This window comes from Methylobacterium sp. J-088, from assembly GCF_022829295.1.
Lineage (GTDB): Bacteria > Pseudomonadota > Alphaproteobacteria > Rhizobiales > Beijerinckiaceae > Methylobacterium.
Genome location: NZ_JAKSYH010000140.1, coordinates 25,074 through 39,439, shown reverse-complemented (window position 1 = coordinate 39,439; position 14,366 = coordinate 25,074). Strand labels below are relative to the sequence as shown.

14 protein-coding genes are annotated in these 14,366 nt (G+C 69.6%); 7 read left to right on the top strand and 7 right to left on the bottom strand.

What is annotated here, in order from left to right:
* Positions 1-24 precede the first annotated feature (24 nt).
* Positions 25-519, bottom strand: a complete 495-nt coding sequence (gene pal / locus MKK63_RS15975) for a peptidoglycan-associated lipoprotein Pal (protein WP_244003419.1) — start codon at positions 517-519, stop codon at positions 25-27.
* 358 nt (positions 520-877) lie between these two features.
* Here pal and MKK63_RS15970 point away from each other — a divergent pair, with 358 nt between their 5' ends.
* Positions 878-1,282: a response regulator gene (locus MKK63_RS15970; RefSeq protein ID WP_244003417.1), complete on the top strand. Its 405-nt coding sequence runs from the start codon at positions 878-880 to the stop codon at positions 1,280-1,282.
* Between the two features lie 6 nt (positions 1,283-1,288).
* Here MKK63_RS15970 and MKK63_RS15965 read toward each other — a convergent pair whose 3' ends face one another.
* Positions 1,289-2,338: a WcbI family polysaccharide biosynthesis putative acetyltransferase gene (locus tag MKK63_RS15965; protein WP_244003415.1), complete on the bottom strand. Its 1,050-nt coding sequence runs from the start codon at positions 2,336-2,338 to the stop codon at positions 1,289-1,291.
* Between the two features lie 73 nt (positions 2,339-2,411).
* Between MKK63_RS15965 and MKK63_RS15960 the strand changes: the two genes are divergently transcribed.
* The 3 genes from MKK63_RS15960 to MKK63_RS15950 all read left to right on the top strand — a co-directional run bounded on the left by MKK63_RS15960 (position 2,412) and on the right by MKK63_RS15950 (position 5,043).
* Positions 2,412-3,479 carry a GSCFA domain-containing protein gene (locus MKK63_RS15960; protein WP_244003413.1) on the top strand — a complete coding sequence of 356 codons (1,068 nt, stop codon included), beginning with the start codon at positions 2,412-2,414 and terminating at the stop codon, positions 3,477-3,479.
* 76 nt (positions 3,480-3,555) lie between these two features.
* Positions 3,556-4,155, top strand: a complete 600-nt coding sequence (locus MKK63_RS15955) for a nitroreductase family protein (RefSeq protein WP_244003411.1) — start codon at positions 3,556-3,558, stop codon at positions 4,153-4,155.
* A gap of 132 nt (positions 4,156-4,287) precedes the next feature.
* Entirely contained in the window at positions 4,288-5,043 is a 756-nt protein-coding gene (locus MKK63_RS15950; RefSeq protein WP_244003409.1) for an SHOCT domain-containing protein, read from the top strand.
* A gap of 89 nt (positions 5,044-5,132) precedes the next feature.
* Here MKK63_RS15950 and MKK63_RS15945 read toward each other — a convergent pair whose 3' ends face one another.
* A complete protein-coding gene (locus MKK63_RS15945; protein ID WP_244003407.1) occupies positions 5,133-6,158 on the bottom strand; it encodes an SIS domain-containing protein in 1,026 nt (341 codons plus the stop codon).
* A 191-nt stretch (positions 6,159-6,349) separates the two neighbouring features.
* Between MKK63_RS15945 and MKK63_RS15940 the strand changes: the two genes are divergently transcribed.
* Complete coding sequence (locus MKK63_RS15940) at positions 6,350-7,783, top strand: FAD-linked oxidase C-terminal domain-containing protein (RefSeq protein ID WP_244003405.1); 1,434 nt, start codon at positions 6,350-6,352, stop codon at positions 7,781-7,783.
* A gap of 27 nt (positions 7,784-7,810) precedes the next feature.
* On the opposite strand, the gene MKK63_RS15935 is transcribed toward MKK63_RS15940, so the two are convergent.
* From MKK63_RS15935 to MKK63_RS15920, 4 genes are all read right to left on the bottom strand, one after another.
* Complete coding sequence (locus MKK63_RS15935) at positions 7,811-8,338, bottom strand: MucR family transcriptional regulator (protein ID WP_244003403.1); 528 nt, start codon at positions 8,336-8,338, stop codon at positions 7,811-7,813.
* A gap of 433 nt (positions 8,339-8,771) precedes the next feature.
* The gene (locus tag MKK63_RS15930; RefSeq protein ID WP_244003402.1) at positions 8,772-9,983 is read right to left on the bottom strand and encodes an ABC transporter permease; all 1,212 of its coding nucleotides are present in this window, start codon (positions 9,981-9,983) and stop codon (positions 8,772-8,774) included.
* Between the two features lie 358 nt (positions 9,984-10,341).
* Positions 10,342-10,836, bottom strand: coding sequence for a DUF4112 domain-containing protein (locus MKK63_RS15925; protein ID WP_244003400.1), 495 nt, complete (start codon positions 10,834-10,836; stop codon positions 10,342-10,344).
* Between the two features lie 81 nt (positions 10,837-10,917).
* Entirely contained in the window at positions 10,918-12,072 is a 1,155-nt protein-coding gene (locus tag MKK63_RS15920; RefSeq protein ID WP_244003398.1) for an aminotransferase, read from the bottom strand.
* Positions 12,073-12,469: 397 nt separating this feature from the next.
* Between MKK63_RS15920 and MKK63_RS15915 the strand changes: the two genes are divergently transcribed.
* Both MKK63_RS15915 and MKK63_RS15910 read left to right on the top strand, forming a co-directional pair.
* A complete protein-coding gene (locus MKK63_RS15915) occupies positions 12,470-12,628 on the top strand; it encodes a hypothetical protein (RefSeq protein WP_243917583.1) in 159 nt (52 codons plus the stop codon).
* A 292-nt stretch (positions 12,629-12,920) separates the two neighbouring features.
* The gene (locus MKK63_RS15910) at positions 12,921-14,309 is read left to right on the top strand and encodes an MdtA/MuxA family multidrug efflux RND transporter periplasmic adaptor subunit (protein WP_244003396.1); all 1,389 of its coding nucleotides are present in this window, start codon (positions 12,921-12,923) and stop codon (positions 14,307-14,309) included.
* Positions 14,310-14,366: the final 57 nt, after the last annotated feature.

Below are 14,366 nucleotides of genomic sequence, written 5' to 3'. Positions count from 1 at the left end.
CCACCCCAGCGAACCTGCCTGGCGTTACGCCCCGGCGCCGCGGTCCAGCACGATCACCGCGCGGCGGTTCTGCGACCAGCACGAGATGTCGTTGCACACCGCCACCGGCCGCTCCTTGCCGTACGACACGGTGCGCATCCGGTTGCCCGTGATCCCGCGGGTGGCGAGATAGTCGTTCACCGACTGGGCGCGGCGGGCGCCGAGGGAGAAGTTGTACTCGCGGGTGCCGCGCTCGTCGGCATGGCCCTCGATGATGAAGGTGTAGCGCGGGTAGCGCTGCAGCCAGGCGGCCTGCTTGTCCAGCGTCGCGGTCGCGGTGGGCGTCAGGTCGGTGGAATCGGATTCGAAGAAGACCCGGTCGCCGATATTGACGACGAAGTCCTGCGCGCTGCCCGGGGTCGCGGCGCCGGCTCCGAACGCGGAGGCGTCGGCGAGGTCCTTGTCGTTGCTGCAGGCGCCGAGGCCGAGACCGGCGACGAGGGCGAGGCCGAGGGCGGCGGCACGGAAATGCTGGGGCATGATCGTCAAAACTCCTCGAGCGGTGCCGAAGGCCGGCTGCGGGTCTTCGAGGCGGGTCCGCGTCGTTCTGATGCCGTTCGTAGGCGCGGATGGTTAAGCGACGGTTCCACCGGGCGGCACGGGCGCGTGGTGGCGATCCATGCCGCTCGGCGCCGTGCGCTGACGCACCCGGGACGCGCCCGGAATGCGGCAGCGCCGGGGCGGCGGGGGCCGAACGGCGATTTCGGCCGCGCCGGTGGCGGCGCTGCAACAGCAGCGCGCGGTCCCGAACCGTCCGGTAACGGACACTCGGCGGCCGTTAAGACATCATCAATCTTGCCGCTCCCTTAATCGGCGGCCCGAACACCGGACATCCGCCATGCGCCCCGCCCAGAGCGTCCTCATCGTCGAGGACAGCTACCTGCTCCTCGAGATCATCGCGAGCCTGTGCGAAACCCACGGCATCCGGGTGGTCGAGGCCTCCACCGGCGAGGCGGCGCTGACGCTCCTGCGCGCGCAGGGCGCGGCCATCGACTGGCTGTTCACCGACATCCATCTGCCGGGACTGATCGACGGCTGGACGGTGGCGCACGCCTTTCGGACGATCCATCCCGACCGGCCGGTGGTCTACACCTCGACCGACACGACGGGCCGCAGCGGCGTGCCCGGCAGCTTCTTTCTGCGCAAGCCGTTCCAGGTCCAGGAGGTCGACCGGCTGGTGCGGATGATGGTCGAGGGCCTTGGTGAGGCGCATCTCGGCGCGCCGCTCTGCGCCACCGGCTGAGCGGGTTCAGCCGGCCCTGAACAGGGCCACGATCGCCGGCGCGGCGAGCCAGGTCTCCACCCGCGGACAGGTGAGGTCGCCAGCCGGCAGGGCGTCGTAGATCGAAAAACTCGCCGCGATGAAGCCCGGCAGGTCGTAGAGAACCGGGAACGCCTCGCCCACGACCTTGGATTTCGCCGCCTTGGCCTTGAACAGGTACGATCCGGTCAGCCCGAACTGCTCGGCGACCGCCGGGTAGATCGGCCAGATCACGTCCTGGGTCAGCTCGTCGCCGAGGTAATCCTCGATCTCCACGGGCTCGGGGGCGATCCCGCTCTCCACGAGCAGGCGCCGGGCGATGTCGCCGACGACATGTGCCTTCGGGTGGTTCATCAGGTGCATGAAGGCGCCCCGGCGCGCCCAGCGGGTCAGCTCGCGCTCCAGGCCGAAACCCACGGCCTCGGCGGCGCCGACGAGTTCCCGCACGGCCGGATCCCAATGGTCGAGATAGCCGAGGCGTCGGAAGACATCCTCGCGGAACAGGGCGGCGGTGCGCTCAGGCGCGAGGCCGAGCCGATGAGCGGTCAGTACGATCGCCGAGTGGTACTGCCCCATCGGCGACGGCGCGAGCTTCAGCGCGGCGAGGTCCGAGGCCTGGCCGGCATAGACCATGTCGGGGTGGAAGGCCGAGAACACGATCGAGGGAAACAGCTTGAGCCGCGGGTCGGCGGCCCGCAGGGTGGCGGCGTCGCCCCCCGGGATCAGCCCGGCCGGGAAGGTCTGCGAGAAGACGTGGTCGTGGGCCAGCAGCGTCCGGACCAGGCCGTCGATATGGCCGTGGTCGCGCTTCAGCGAACCCATGGGCAGGTAGCGGACCGGGCTCTTCGGCGCGAGCAGGCGCATCGCCTGGGCGACGCCCCGGGCCTGGCAATTGCCCAGCACCGCGATGCTCGGCCCGTCCCGACCGGTGACCGCGCGGGCGCGGTTCCGCCATGGTGTCGCCCAGGTGGGGGCCCAACTGGTCGTCGGAAACGTGAACGCGCTGCGGGCGCGCCGGGGCAGGTCGTTCAGGGCCACGTCGCGTGCCGGGGTCAGCAGACGGGTCAGCGGTCCCGAGGGCCGTCGCCGTCGTGAGGAAGAGGGTTCGAAGATGGCGTTGAATCCGTATACGGGTCTACCGGCCGAGCGATTCTGGCGCAAGGTCGTGACCAATGTGCCGCCCTTCGCGGTGAATCCGCACCCGAAGGACACGTTCGTCATCGCGCCGACCGACAAGGTCGCCACCGGCGGCTCGTGCTTCGCGCAGCGGGTGGCCGAAGCAGTGCGCGGCGCCGGGTTCAACTACTATCTGACCGAGCCGCCGACCCCCGGCATGAGCGCCGAGGAGGCCAATGCCCGCCAGTTCGGCACGTTCTCGGCACGCTACGGCAATCTCTACTACACGCGCCAGTTCGTGCAGCTGTTCGACCGGGCCTACGGGCAATTCGAGCCGGAGCTGAAGGCGTGGCGGCGCGATGACGGCCGCTACGTCGATCCGTTCCGTCCCACAGTCGAGCCGGCGGGCTTCGCCAGCGAGGCCGAGGTGATCGCGGCCCGCGACGCGCATCTGGCCGAGGTGCGCCGCCTGTTCGAGACGCTCGACGTGTTCGTGCTGACGCTCGGCCTCACGGAAGGCTGGCGCTGGCGGGCCGATGGCGCGGCGCTGCCGCTCGCCCCCGGGGTCGCGGGCGGAACCTTCGATCCGGACCTCTACGAGTGCGTCAACGCGGGCGCGGGCGAGGTGCTGGGCGACCTCAACGGCTTCCTCGACCGGCTCTGGAGCGTGAACCCGAAGGCGCGGGTGATCTTCACGGTCTCGCCGGTTCCGATGATCGCCACCTACATGGACCGGCACGTGATGGAGTCGAACAGCTACTCCAAGTCGGTGCTGCGGGTGGCGGCCGGCGAGGTGGTCGGCCGCGGCGACCCGCGGGCGGTCTATTTCCCCGCCTACGACATCGTCACCAGCAACGTGAATGCCGGGCGCTACTACAACGAGGACCAGCGCACCATCAACGACGCGGGCGTCCGCCACGTCATGCGCCTGTTCCTGGCGACTTTTGCGCGCGACCGGGTCTCCCCGGCCCCGACCCACGCGCCCGTGGACCTCGCCGCGGAGTTCGAGGGCAATGCCGGCGTGATCTGCGACGAGGAGGAGATCGAGCGCAGCGTGGCGTGAGGCCTCCGTTGCTTCCGGCCGGTCCTTTCGGGCAAGCTCGGCCCGTCGGGCGCCCACGCCCTCCGGAGACGAAGCCTTGAGCCTGCCCCCGCCCCGCCAGCCCGACCACGCCATCGATCCGGTCTTCGTGAAGCGGCACTCGCCCCGGGCCTTCACGGGCGAGGCCGTGCCCGAGTCCGAGCTGATGCGGATGATCGAGGCGGCGCGCTGGTCGCCCTCGGCCTACAACTCGCAGCCCTGGCGCTTCCTCTACGCGCTCCGGGGCGACGCCCACTGGGACACGTTCTTCGACCTGCTGGTGCCCGGCAATCAGAAATGGGTCTCGGGCACCGGCGCGATCCTGTTCCTGGTCTCGAACGGGTTCATGAAGGTCGGGGATGAGCTGAAACCCTCCTACAGCCATTCCTTCGACGCCGGCACCGCCTCCCTGGCGTTCCAGCTCCAGGCGATCCACCAGGGCTGGCACGCCCACGGCATGGTCGGCTTCGATCATGTCCGCGCCCCGGAGGTGCTGCGCCTGCCCGAGAACCACCGGATCGAGGCCGCCTTCGCGGTCGGCCGCAAGATTCCGGAGGCCGAACTCAGCGAGGAGCAGCGGCCGCGGGAGACCCCGAACGGCCGCCGGCCGATCACCGACTTCACCATCGCGGGGCCGTTCCCGCCGGCCGCGGGCTGAAGCGGGCCGGAACCGGCGCCAGCAACTGCGGATTGTGTCCGCATCGCAGATCCGTCCTGAGCCCGGCCGGCATCACCTTCGAGCCGAGCCCAGGCATGTCCGATCCGCCCTGCGACATTCGGGAGCTGGCTCATGGGTTCGTCCGACAGCGGCACCACGGCCGCCGCGTTCCTCGATGACGGGCGGTTCGATCATGCCTCGGGCCTGCAAAGCGTCGCCGACCGCCACGGGGTCAGCCTCGATGCGGTGCGTCACCTCGTGCGGGCGCTGGAACGCGGCCAAGGGACCATGGCGCAGTTCGACCATCCCGACCTCGGCGGGATGGGCCAGTGGTTCTCGGGCGGCATGGTGATGGTTGGCCGGATGTTCGACGATGGGCTGAAGGCGCGGGTCGATGCCCTCTGCACCGAACTCGCCGCCGCGCTGCCGGCGAGCGGCTTTTCGGAGACGGCCCCGGCGGCGCGGCGCGGCGGCGCGTGGTGGCCGGCGGAGCTCGGGTCCCCGGCGAGCACCGGTTCGCAGAACGGGATGCGCTACGCCTATTTTCCGGAGAGGCGGCGGCTTGCCGTCGAATCGGGGGCAGGCGTGGCGGTCTACGACACGGGCGAGCACCACATCACGGGGGTCTCGCAAGCGAACGGCAGCCTCGGCTTCACCGGGCAGGCCGGCGCCATCGATCTCGCCCGGCTGCGCCGCATCGAGGCGGAGACAGCTGCCCCGCGGCAGGCGGATCCGGCGGAGGCGCAGACACCGGCACCCGTGCCGGATCGTGATCCGCCCGGCGACGTGCTCGCCACCATCGAGCGGCTGGCCGAACTGCACGCCCGGGGCGTGCTCACCGACCGGGAATTCTCCGACAAGAAGGCGGAGCTGCTGGCACGGCTATAAGGCCTGTCCCGATTTCGCGCTCTGATATCCGGGATTCCAAAGGGCTTCGCCCTTTGGCGGGTCGCCAGGGCAGAGCCCCGGCTGATCAATCAGGCGATGCCCGCGCGCAGCAGGTCGTGGACGTGGACGATGCCCACCGGCCGCCCGTCCGAAACCGCGAAGATCGCGGTGATGAGCCGGCGGTTCATCACTTCCAGCGCCGCCTGGGCGAGCTTGTGCGGCTCCACGGTGACCGGATCGCGGGTCATGATCGTGGAGACCTGCGTGTCGAGGAGCGCCGGGCCCATGTGGCGGCGCAGGTCGCCGTCCGTGACGATGCCGACGAGGCGCCCGGCCGCATCCGTGACGCCGACGCAGCCGTAGCGCCGCGCCGCGATCTCGATCAGCACCTCGGACATCAGCGCGGTCTCGTGGACCAGCGGCATGTCCTGCGGCCCGTGCATCACCTGCTGCACGGTCTTGAGACGGGCGGCGAGCGTGCCGCCGGGATGCAGGGTGTGGAAGCGCGCCGAGGTGAAGCCGCGCCGCTCCAGCAGCGCCACCGCCAGCGCGTCGCCCAGCGCGAGCTGGATCAGGCTGGAGGAGGTCGGCGCGAGGTCGTGCGGGCAGGACTCGCGGACCCGGGGCAGCTCCAGCAGCACGTCGGCGGCCCGGCCGAGCGTGCTCTCGCCGTTGCGGGTGATGGCGACCAGCGGAATCGAGAAGCGGCGGCTGAAGCCCACGAGGTCGGAGAGTTCCGCGGTCTCGCCCGACCACGACAGGGCGATGATCACGTCGTCCCGGGCGATCATGCCGAGGTCGCCGTGGCTCGCCTCGGTGGGGTGGACGAAGAACGCGTGGGTGCCGGTGGAGGCCAGCGTCGCGGCGATCTTGCGCCCGACATGGCCACTCTTGCCGATGCCGCTGACGATCACCCGGCCCTTGCTCTGCAGGATCGTCTGCACCGCTTCCTCAAAGGCCACGCCGAGCCGGCCCTGGAACGCCGCACTCGCCTCTTGCAGGGCCGCGATGCCGAGCTGCAGGCTGCGGATCCCGAGATCCCGGGTGGTGGCCAGATGCGGCGCCGGCGCGTCGTAGAGGTCGTCGCGCAGGGCGCTGGAGGCGGGAGCGTTCATCGGTTCCGTTCTGAACCCGGCGCCGGGCCGGCGATGCGAAGCGTGAGTGCCGACGCTAGGCAGCCGTCGTGGTTGAAATGTGACGCCGGGACGACGCAGCGCCGCAGGTCGGCCGCCCGCAACGCGGTTGAAGCCGCGCCCGCCCGGGTCCATGCTGGCGCCACGCCACACAAATCGAGGGCTCCAGCCCCATGTCGATCCGCTTCCCCGATCCCGATCCCGCCATCCTCGCCCGGCGCGAGGCGATCCTGGCCGGCCTCGCGCCCCTGGTGGCGCCGGAGGCTTTGGTCGTGAGCGAGGACGAGCGCCGGGCCTTCGAGACCGACGGGCTGACCGCCTACCGGCAGATGCCGCTGGCCGTGGTGCTGCCCTCCACCACCGCGGAGGTCTCGGCGATCATGGCGTATTGCCACGCCAACGGCGTGCGGGTGGTGCCCCGGGGTGCCGGCACCTCGCTTGCGGGCGGCGCCATCGCGCAGGCCGACGCGATCATCCTGGGCGTCGGCAAGATGACCAAAGTCCTCGACATGGACTTCGCCAACCGCACCGCCCGGGTGCAGAGCGGCATCACCAACCTGGCGATCTCGGGGGCGGTCAGCCACGAGGGCTTCTTCTACGCCCCCGACCCGTCGAGCCAGCTCGCCTGCACCATCGCGGGCAACATCGCGATGAATTCCGGCGGCGCGCATTGCCTCAAATACGGGGTGACCACCAACAACCTGCTCGGCGTCACCCTGGTGCTCAACGACGGCACCGTGGTGGAGATCGGCGGCCAGCACCTCGATGCCGGCGGCTACGACCTGCTCGGCCTCGTCTGCGGCTCGGAGGGGCAGCTCGGCATCGTCACCGAGGCGACGGTGCGGATCCTGCGGGCCGCCGAGGGCGCGCGGCCGGTGCTGGTCGGCTTCTCGAAGGTCGAGGATGCGGGCGATTGCGTGGCGGCGATCATCGCGGCCGGCATCATCCCGGTGGCGATCGAATACATGGACCGCGAGGCGATCCTGATCACCGAGGACTTCGCCCAGGCCGGCTATCCCCGCGACGCCGAAGCGATGCTGATCATCGAAGTCGAGGGCTCGGATACCGAGTGCAGCGCGATGCTGGCGCGGATCGAGCGCATCGCGGAAGGTTTCCGCCCGACCAGCCTGCGGGTCTCGCGCTCGGAGGCGGAATCGGCCGCGATCTGGAAGGGCCGCAAATCGGCCTTCGGGGCCACCGGCCGGATCTCCGACTACATCTGCATGGACGGCACGATCCCCACCGGCCAGCTCGGGCCCGTGCTGGAGCGGATCGGCGCGATCTGTGCCGGGAAGGGCCTGCGGGTCGCCAACGTGTTCCACGCCGGCGACGGCAACCTGCACCCGCTGATCCTGTTCGACATCAACAAGGCCGGCGAGTTGCAGAAGGCCGAGGCAGCGGGCGACGAGATCCTGAAGCTCTGCGTCGAGGTCGGCGGCTGCCTCACCGGCGAGCACGGCGTCGGCATCGAGAAGCGCGAGTTGATGCGCTTCCAGTACGATCAGGTCGATCTCGATCAGCAGATGCGGGTCAAGGCGGTCTTCGATCCGGACTGGATGCTGAACCCCGCCAAGGTCTTCCCGCTGGAGGGACGGCTTGCGGCCTGAACCGGAGCCGACCCTCCTGGCGAGCCCTCAGGCCGCCTCGTTCTTGCGGCGGCCGCGACCCGCGGCACCCTGGCGCCGGCCCTGCGGGGCAGCGGAGACCGTATCGTCCACGGCCTCATCGTCCTGATCAGCCTGCTGGCCGCGGCCGGGCTGACCGAGGCCGAGACTCTTCGCCAAGGCCGAGCGCTGCGCCGAGTAATTCGCCGACGTGGTCGGGTAATCGGCCGGCAGCCCGAAGCGCTCGCGATAGGTCTGCGGGTCCAGGCCGTGCTTGGTGAGATGGCGCTTCAGCGTCTTGTACGACTTGCCGTCGATGAAGCTGACCAGCCCGTCGGGCCGGATCGACTTGCGGATCTGGGCCGGGGTCGGCCGCTCGACCGTATCGACGACCGGGGCGACCGACCCGGAGGCGATCGAATTCAGCGCGCCGTGGATGCTCGCGATCAGGCTGGGCAATTCGGCCGAGGGCAGCGAGTTGTTGGAAACGTAGGCCGCGACGACGTCCACGGTCCGTTCGATGTAATCCAGTTGGGCTGTCAGCACAGCATCAGACATTTTCTCTTCCTTGCTTCGAAACCTGGTGGGAACCGCTCTTTTCGCGAGTTAAGACACCGGTCGGAAAAAGCAAGCTCACCCTTATACGGATCTGCGCGCAGACATAAGTCTAAGTGTGCATTAAGAGCCCGTCTCTACAGTGTGCGGTTGCATTGGCGACAACGGGACGGCACTTCGCAGTCGCTTTAGCGCGGTCCGACGAGCGAATGCTGCGCGGATCCTGAAAGCAAGTTTTCGTTGATGGGAGAGACCTTTACGCCCTGAGGCGATCGAAGTCTCGGACGGTCCTGCGTTCGGGTTTAGCGATCTGCACACAACATCAGCAGCCTCCGCGCAAGATTTCGTGAAACCCGCGGGCCGCAGCGACATTCGGCCCCGTCGGGCGTCCGGTTGATTCGCGCGCCGATAACCTCAGGTCCCGCCACGCCGAAGGTCAGGCGAAGGTCTTGCGCGGGTCGAATGCATCGCGCACGGCTTCGCCGGCGAAGACGAGCAGGCTCAGCATCACGGCGATTACCAAGAAGCCCGTGAGCCCAAGCCAGGGTGCCGTGAGGTTGTCTTTGCCCTGGGCAAGGAGCTCACCCAGCGAGGGCGAGCCCGGCGGCAGGCCGAAGCCGAGGAAGTCCAGCGAGGTCAGGGTCGTGATCGAGCCGTTCAGGATGAACGGCAGGAAGGTCAGCGTTGCCACCATGGCGTTCGGCAGCAGGTGGACGGTCATGATCCGAATATTCGACAGGCCGAGCGCCCGGGCGGCGCGGACATACTCGAAGTTCCGGGCGCGCAGGAACTCGGCGCGCACGACGCTGACCAGCGCCACCCAGGAGAACAGCAGCATGATCCCGAGCAGCACGAAGAAGCCCGGCGCGATGAAGGCCGAGATGATGATGATCAGGTAGAGGGTCGGGATCCCGCCCCAGACCTCGATGAAGCGCTGGAAGGCGAGATCGACCCAGCCGCCGAAATAACCCTGCACGGCACCCGCCACCACGCCGATCGCGGACGAGATCGCCGCCAGGATCAGGCCGAACAGCACCGAGATGCGGAAGCCGTAGATCACCCGCGCCAGCACGTCCCGGGTGGTGTTGTCGGTTCCGAGCCAGTGCCAGGGGATGTCGGCGCAGGTCGTGCCGCCGAGTTTTTCCGCGACCGGCCGGCACTGCGCGTCCGTGAGCATCCAGGTCGGCGGCGACGGCGAGGGGGTCGGTAGATCCTCGTTGATCGTGTCGTACGAGAACCGGATCGGCGGCCAGAGCGCCCAGCCGTTCTGCGCGATCTCCTTGCGGATCTCGGAGGAGCGATAGTCGGTCTGCGCGAGGAAGCCGCCGAATTTTTCTTCCGGGTAGTCGACCAGCACCGGCACCAGCCACTCGCCCTTGTAGGACAGGAGGATCGGCCGGTCGTTGGCGATGAACTCGGCGAACAGGCTGGCGACGAACAGGATCGTGAAGATCAGGAACGACGCGGAACCGAGGCGGTTGCGGCGGAAATTGTCGAGCCGCCGCCGGTTGATCGGCGACAGGCCACGGCGCCCGGCCGGGGCGAGCGGTGGGGGGGCGCCCTCGTCCGGCCGCAGGACGATCGGCTGGGCGCCGGGCATGGGCGCGGGCACGGCCGAGCCCTCGCCGGGGCGGGCGACTTCGTTCATGGCTGGAGACTCCCAGACGGGCGCAGGCTGGCCCGCCCCGCGATGCGGCGGGCGGTGTTCACGCATCCGGATTGGGGAAGCGGGCAGCTCTCTCCGCTTCTCTCCCTCCCACCGCTGCGAGGGAGGGCGGCCCCTGCGTCAGCAGAGGTCGGGAACGGGGACCCGGCTCCAGGAAAAGGCGCGACCGTCATGAGGGTCGGAGCCGCATTCTGCACGGGCGCTCCCTCTCTCCCGACCCCCTTCGGGCGCCACCCGCCCCCACGAAGGGGGGAGGAAGAGAAGCGGAGGCGCCCGATCTCGGTTTTCAAGCGCGCCGGGACCAGGGGCGGAAGGACGGCGCCCGTCCCTTCAGCCCCCCTCAGCCGTCGAGCCGGGTCGCGGTGCCCTCGATCTCGCTCGGGCGCAGGCCGCCGCTGCGCTCCATCCAGTTGCGCAGCAAGCGGACGTTCCGGCGGTTGGCCTTGAAGGCCGCGTCGAACAGGTCGCCCGCGATCGGCACCGCGCCGATCAGACCGTCGAAGGCCACGTTGAGCCCCATCCGGGCCACCAGCCAGCGCGGCGCCCCGAGGCGCTTGGCCTCGTAGACGATGAAGGACGAGATCACCATGCCGGCCACGTCGCCGATCACCGGGACGAGGCCGATCAGCGCGTCGAACCCGACCCGCCGGTTGATCCCCGGGATCACGAAGGCCGTATCCATCAGGTGGGCCAGCGTCTCCAGCCGGGCGAGGCTCGCCTCGCGGCCGAGATCCGCCGACAGGAACGGTGGGCGAGCGCCGAGGCGGTCCTCGCCGCCGGGACGGGTCTCGGTCCGGGCGAAGCGGCCGGTCGAGGGGGCCTGGGTGAAATCCATGGTTGCGGTCCGTGCGGAAGCCATCGCTCTCAACGATGTGGCCCCACGGTCGGATCCCCGCAAGGAACGGCCGCGCGTCCGTCATGGCCGGCTCCGGGCGAGCCCGCTCATCCGGTCGAGGGCGGTATCCAGGGTGGCGTCGTCCTTGGCGAAGCAGAGGCGCACGAGGGTCCGCACGGAGGCGTCGGGGTAGAAGGCGCTCACCGGGATCGCCGCCACGCCGTGCCGTGTGACGAGCGCCTCGCAGAACGCGGCATCGTCCCCGAGGCCGAGGCCCGCGATGTCGAGGTTAAGGAACCACGTCGCCTGCGCGGGCAGGACGTCGAAGCCGAGCGCCCGCAATCCGCCGGCCAGCCGGTCGCGGGACCGGGCATAACCCGTCCGCATGGCGTCGAACCAATCCGGGGGCTTGGCGAGGCCGTAGGCCACCGCCTCCTGAAGGTTCGGCGGCGTGGTGAAGGTGAGGAACTGATGCGCCTTGGCAAGCCCCTGCATCAGCCGGGCATGGCCCATCACGAAGCCGACCTTCCAGCCGGTGAGCGAGAAGATCTTGCCCGCCGAGCCGATCTTCACGGTCCGCTCGCGCATGCCGGGCAGCGCCATCAGCGGCGTATGGCGCGCGCCATCGAAGACCACATGCTCCCACACCTCGTCGCAGAGCACGGTCACGTCGAAGCGGCAGCACGTGCGGGCCAGCAGCGCGAGGTCGTCCTGCCCGAACAGGGTGGCGCTGGGGTTGAGCGGATTGTTCACAAGCACCACCCGGGTGCGGTCGCTGAAGGCCGCCTCCAGGGCGGCCTCGTCGAGGCGGAACGCCGGCGGCGTCAGGGTCACGACCCGCGGCACGCCGCCGGCGCGCCGGACCAGCGGCAGGTAGGCGTCGTACATGGGGGCGAACAGCACGACCTCGTCGCCGGGCTCGACCAGCGCCAGCAACGCACCGGCCAGCGCCTCTGTGGCGCCGGAGGTCACCATCACCTCGGTCTCCGGATCGAGGTCGAGACCCTGATGCGCCGCGTAATGCGCTGCGATCGCCTGACGCAGCGCCGGCACGCCCATCATCGGCGGGTACTGATTCCAGCCGTCGACCAGGGCCCGGGCGCCGTGCTGGCGGATGTCGGCGGGCCCGGGATCGTCTGGAAAGCCCTGGCCGAGATTGACCGCGCCGTGGGCCCGGGCGAGCCGCGACATCGTCTCGAACACCGTCGTGGGCAGCGTCGCGAAGACCGGATTCATGCGGCGTGAAACGGGTGGTCGGGCCGGGACGGACTCAGCATGGCCGGCCTGTAGCATGGGCTTCGATCCTTGAGGAATGTGCGCATGCGCACAGACGTATCGCGCCTCCAAGATCGGGGGGCTGACGAATGTTGACTTTCATCACTCGTATCGTAGGTTCTCAACACGGCCGGTGCGGCACACCTGCCGGCAGGGCTTCGCCCCCTCGCTCTGCCATCAGGAAGCCGCCCCGGTCCTCTCGAAGGACCATCGACTTGCGGGTCGGTGGTCCTTTCGGCTGTTCGGGGCTAGGCTTTCGATCCGGAACGCCGCCGCCCGATCGCGCAGGGCGGATGAGCGGCCAATGTCGTGGTCGGCGTGCGAAGCCATGATCGCCAGCGACCGTTCGGAACCGACGATGCGGACGGCCTCACGCTGCCTTCTCCTCGCACTGCTGATCGCGGGTCTCGGTGTGACCCTGCGGCGCGCCCTGCCGGTGACCCCTGTGGACGGGGCGCTCCAGGCGGTGTTGCGCGCCTATGCGGCTCCGCAACAGGAACACCAGCAACACGACTGAAACCTCACCGCCCTAGTGACGGCGCATTAGGCAGGCATCGCTTCCACGCTGTCCCGGTGGCGAAGATGTCGCCGCAGTCAGGAGCCGTACAGGCCCCAGATAACATCATGGGCCTGGACTCCGCGTCAGGTGTCGTTTCCGCCGCGCCACGACACGAAACGGCAACGATCTCAGACTCAGCCTCCGGGACCAGCGTCGCGGGGGCCGGCACAGGGGTTTGGACACGCGGGGCTAGGGCCTTCCATGGTCGCCAGTGCGGCGGGCCCGGGCTCCCGTCATACACGAGTCAGACATGAACGAGAGTTCACCGATCCGGACCGACACCGCCCGCGCCTACCAGCCCGGTGAGACGCCCGTGCGCCATGTCGGGCGGCGGCGGTTCCGGCCGATCCGCTGGCTGGTGATCCTGGTGCTGCTCGCCGGCGCCGGGGCGATCGGCCATCGCTGGTACGAGGCCCGGACCACCAAGGGGGCCGAGCCCGCGACGGCACAGCATACCGGCGGCCATGGCGGCCGGCGCGGCGGGGCCGACATGCCGCAGGCGGTGGGGATCGCCGCGGTGACGACCGGCGACATGCCAGTGATCCTCCAGGGCCTCGGCACGGTGACGCCGCTCGCCACCGTGACGGTGAAGTCGCAGATCAGCGGCTACCTGATGGCGGTGAAGTTCCGCGAGGGCCAGGCGGTCAAGGCCGGCGACGAACTCGCCCAGATCGATTCCCGGCCCTACGAGGCGCTGCTCGCCCAGTACCAGGGCCAGCTCGCCCGCGATCAGGCGCTCCTTCAGAACGCGAAGCTCGACCTCCAGCGCTACCAGACGCTGAACCGTCAGGATTCGATCTCGAAGCAGAACGTCGATACCCAGGCCGCCCTGGTGAAGCAGAATGAGGGTACGATCGCGGCCGACCAGGCGCTCGTCGACCAGCAGAAGCTCAACATCGCCTACACGCACATCACGTCGCCGGTGGACGGGCGGGTCGGCCTGCGGCAGGTCGACCAGGGCAACTACATCTCGGCCGCCTCCACGGCGATCGTGGTGGTGACCCAGCTCCACCCGATCTCGGTGATCTTCACCCTGCCGGAGGACGACGTCGCCCGGGTGATGCGTCAGGTGCGGGCCGGGACCAAGCTCACCGTGCGGGCCTACGACCGCGGCGACGCCCACGAGATCGCCACCGGCCGGCTCGATACGGTCGACAACCAGATCGACACGACCACCGGCACGGTGAAGCTGCGCGCCCTGTTCGACAACGCCGACGAGGAGCTGTTTCCGAACCAGTTCGTCAACGCCAAGCTGACGGTCGACACGGTGCGGGAGGCGACACTGGTGCCGAATGCGAGCCTGCTCCAGGGCACGCCCGGCACCTACGTCTACCTGATGGACGGGGACAACAAGGTCACGGTTCGGCCGATCAAGACCGGCGAGACCGACGGGACCAACACGGTGGTGGCCTCGGGACTGAAGCCGGGGGATCGGGTCGTCACGGATGGCACCGACCGGCTGAAGGATGGCGCGCCGGTGCGGATCACCGAGGGGGCCGCCGCTGCCGGCGACGGCAAGGCGGTCGAGGCGAAGCCGGACGGCAAGGGTGATGTGAAGCCCGAGGCACCGGCCGACGCGGCGGATTCTCAAGGGACAGCGGAGGGCGGTCGTCGGCACCGGCGCCGTCAGGCGCAGTGAGTTCGGGGCTGGCGCGACGGTTCCCCTCCCCCCTCTGCGGGGGAGGGTACCCTGCGC

Bases quoted from the DNA above. Each gene is read 5' to 3' on its own strand.
- pal (WP_244003419.1), bottom strand. From the start codon at position 519: ATGCCCCAGCATTTCCGTGCCGCCGCCCTCGGCCTCGCCCTCGTCGCC.
- MKK63_RS15970 (WP_244003417.1), top strand. From the start codon at position 878: ATGCGCCCCGCCCAGAGCGTCCTCATCGTCGAGGACAGCTACCTGCTC.
- MKK63_RS15960 (WP_244003413.1), top strand. From the start codon at position 2,412: ATGGCGTTGAATCCGTATACGGGTCTACCGGCCGAGCGATTCTGGCGC.
- MKK63_RS15950 (WP_244003409.1), top strand. From the start codon at position 4,288: ATGGGTTCGTCCGACAGCGGCACCACGGCCGCCGCGTTCCTCGATGAC.
- MKK63_RS15945 (WP_244003407.1), bottom strand. From the start codon at position 6,158: ATGAACGCTCCCGCCTCCAGCGCCCTGCGCGACGACCTCTACGACGCG.
- MKK63_RS15940 (WP_244003405.1), top strand. From the start codon at position 6,350: ATGTCGATCCGCTTCCCCGATCCCGATCCCGCCATCCTCGCCCGGCGC.
- MKK63_RS15935 (WP_244003403.1), bottom strand. From the start codon at position 8,338: ATGTCTGATGCTGTGCTGACAGCCCAACTGGATTACATCGAACGGACC.
- MKK63_RS15930 (WP_244003402.1), bottom strand. From the start codon at position 9,983: ATGAACGAAGTCGCCCGCCCCGGCGAGGGCTCGGCCGTGCCCGCGCCC.
- MKK63_RS15925 (WP_244003400.1), bottom strand. From the start codon at position 10,836: ATGGATTTCACCCAGGCCCCCTCGACCGGCCGCTTCGCCCGGACCGAG.
- MKK63_RS15920 (WP_244003398.1), bottom strand. From the start codon at position 12,072: ATGAATCCGGTCTTCGCGACGCTGCCCACGACGGTGTTCGAGACGATG.
- MKK63_RS15915 (WP_243917583.1), top strand. From the start codon at position 12,470: ATGCGGACGGCCTCACGCTGCCTTCTCCTCGCACTGCTGATCGCGGGT.
- MKK63_RS15910 (WP_244003396.1), top strand. From the start codon at position 12,921: ATGAACGAGAGTTCACCGATCCGGACCGACACCGCCCGCGCCTACCAG.